2 protein-coding genes are annotated in these 3,070 nt (G+C 62.4%); both read left to right on the top strand.

What is annotated here, in order from left to right:
• Window positions 1-2,261: type VI secretion system ATPase TssH (gene tssH, locus ERD80_RS19185; protein ID WP_136548113.1), on the top strand; the 2,261-nt coding region annotated here is incomplete at its 5' end.
• 29 nt (window positions 2,262-2,290) lie between these two features.
• On the top strand, window positions 2,291-3,070 hold a 780-nt coding region (locus ERD80_RS19180; RefSeq protein ID WP_136548111.1), incomplete at its 3' end, for a serine/threonine-protein kinase.

Raw genomic sequence — 3,070 nt, 5'->3', positions numbered from 1 at the left:
TGCTGATTGGCATGCTCAAAACCTTCAACCTCGCCAGCGTGCTGAAAGGCATTTCCGGCCAGTTTGGCCGTATCAATGCTGATGCGCTGCTGGAGCAGTTCGACACGCTGCTCGCCAGCAGCAAAGAGGCACAGCAGGCGCTGGTGGCGCTGGCGGGCGCGGAGAGTGCCGCACCGGCAGCCAGCACCAGCACGCTGGCGCAGTACGCGCAGGATCTCACCGCGCGCGCACGCGAAGGACGCATCGATCCGGTCACCGGCCGTGATGAAGAGATCCGCCAGATGGTGGATATTCTGATGCGTCGCCGGCAGAACAACCCGCTGCTGACTGGCGAGGCGGGCGTTGGCAAAACCGCGGTGGTTGAAGGCCTGGCGCTGCGTATTGCCGCTGGCGACGTACCGGCTCCGCTGCGGGATGTGCAGCTGTGGCTGCTGGATATCGGCATGCTGCAGGCCGGTGCCGGCATGAAAGGCGAATTTGAAGCGCGCCTGCAGGCGCTGATTAATGAAGTGCAGTCCAGCCCGACGCCGATTGTGCTGTTCGTCGACGAAATCCACACGCTGGTCGGTGCCGGCGGCCAGCAGGGCACCGGCGATGCCGCCAACCTGCTGAAACCGGCGCTGGCGCGCGGCCAGCTGCGCACCATCGGTGCCACCACCTGGGCCGAATACAAAAAGTACATTGAGAAAGATCCGGCGCTGACGCGTCGTTTCCAGACCGTGCAGGTGCAGGAGCCGGATGAAGCCAAAGCGATTCTGATGCTGCGCAGCACCGTCAGCGCGCTGGAGAAGCACCATCAGGTACTGCTGCTGGATGAGGCGGTCAGCGCGGCGGTGAAGCTGTCGCACCGTTACATTCCGGCGCGCCAGCTGCCGGACAAAGCGGTGGCGCTGCTGGACACCGCCTGCGCACGCGTGGCGGTGAGCCAGGGCGCACAGCCTGCGGCACTGGAAGATTGCCTGCATCGTCTGGCCGCGCTGGAGATTGAAGCGGAGATCATTGCGCGCGAAAGCAAAGTCGGGCTGGGCGATGCGGCGCGTTCGCAGGCGGTTGCCGCCCAGCGCGCAACGCTGGAAACCGAGCGCGATGCGCTGCAGCAGCGCTGGCAGCAGGAGCGTGAACTGGTCGATCAGCTGATTGCGCTGCGGGCGCGCTGCGTGACGGAGGGCGAAGCCGCGCTGCGCGATGAGCTGGACGCGACGCAACAGCAGCTGCAACAGCTGCAGGGCGAAGCGCCGCTGCTGTTTGCCGCCGTGGATGCCAGCGTGGTGGCCGCCGTGGTCGCAGACTGGACCGGGATTCCGCTGGGGCGCATGGTGAAAAACGAAATCGACGCGGTGCTCAATCTCGCCGATACGCTCAACCAGCGCGTGATTGGCCAGCGTCACGGTCTCGATCTGATCGCCAAACGCGTGCGCACCTCACGCGCGCGCCTCGACAATCCGAACAAACCGGTCGGCGTCTTTATGCTGTGCGGTCCCTCCGGCGTCGGCAAAACCGAAACCGCGCTGGCGCTGGCCGAGTCGCTGTACGGCGGCGAGCAGAACATCATCACCATCAACATGAGCGAGTTTCAGGAAGCCCACACCGTTTCCACCCTGAAAGGCGCACCGCCGGGCTACGTGGGCTATGGCGAAGGCGGCGTGCTGACCGAAGCGGTGCGGCGTCGTCCCTACAGCGTGGTGCTGCTGGATGAGATTGAGAAGGCGCATCCGGATGTGCACGAGCTGTTCTTCCAGGTGTTCGATAAAGGCTGGATGGAGGATGGCGAAGGGCGCCACATCGACTTCCGTAACACCATCATTATCCTGACCTCCAACGTCGGTACGCAGCTGATCAGTGCGATGTGTGCCGATCCGGAGCTGATGCCGGATCCGGAAGCGCTGAGCACCGCACTGCGCAAACCGCTGCTGGAGGTGTTCCCGCCGGCGCTGCTGGGTCGCCTGCTGGTGGTGCCGTATTACCCGCTGAGCGACACGATGCTGGCGGAAATCGTCCGGCTGCAGCTGGGCCGCATTGTTCAGCGCCTCGCCGACAACCACGGCATCAGCGCGCAGATTGACGATTCGGTCATCAGCCAGATCGTGCAGCGCTGCACGGAAGTGGAGTCCGGTGGCCGCATGGTCGACGCCATCCTTACCAATACCCTGTTGCCGCAGATGAGCCAGATGCTGCTCAGCGCCCACGCCCGCGATGAACGCTATCGTCGCGTGCAGGTACGCTGTGAGCAGGGCGAGTTTGTTTGCCAGTTCGATGTCTAAAGCCGTTAGTGATCAGAGAGTTTTCGAAAATGTCGGAACACGATAATCCCCTCAACGTACCCAACGCTCTGCCGGTGGGTTACCGTTTCAATGAGTTTGAAATTAAAGAAGTGATCGGTGGTGGCGGCTTTGGCATTGTTTATCGTGCCTGGGATCATCAGCTGGAGCGTGATATCGCCATCAAAGAGTTTATGCCGGCTTCGCTGGCAGTGCGCAGCGACGATCTGAATCTGGTGCTGCGCAGCGAACGCTTTAGTAAAACCTTTCATGCCGGGCTGAACAGCTTTATTCAGGAGGCGCGCCTGCTGGCCCGCTTCAACCATCCCAATCTGCTGCACGTGCTGCGTTTCTGGGTGCAGAACGACACCGCTTACATGGGCACGGTGTTTTACAGCGGCACCACCTTATCGAACCTGCGCGAGCGCAATCCGCAGCTGGTGGATGAAGCCTGGATTCGTCGCCTGCTGCCGCCGCTGCTGGGTGCGATCAAAACCATCCACGACGCCGGTTACCTGCACCGCGATATCTCGCTGGATAATATCCAGATTCAGAGCAGCGGCGAGCCGGTGCTGCTGGATTTTGGCTCTGCGCGTAAAACCATTGGTAACCTCTCGGATGAGAGCGAAACCATGCTGCGTCCGGGCTATGCGCCTATCGAGCAATACAGCGATAACGACGAAAGCGAACAGGGCGCGTGGACGGATATTTACGCGCTGGGCGCGGTGCTGCACACGCTGATCACCGGGGCGCCACCGCCGGTGAGCGTGGTGCGCAGCATCGAAGATAACTACCAGCCGCTGGCCGCGCGC

It is taken from the genome of Pantoea sp. R102, assembly GCF_004916815.1.
Classification (GTDB): domain Bacteria; phylum Pseudomonadota; class Gammaproteobacteria; order Enterobacterales; family Enterobacteriaceae; genus Pantoea; species Pantoea dispersa.
Note: the sequence above shows the minus strand (reverse complement) of the source record. Positions and strands in the feature narration are given on the sequence as shown.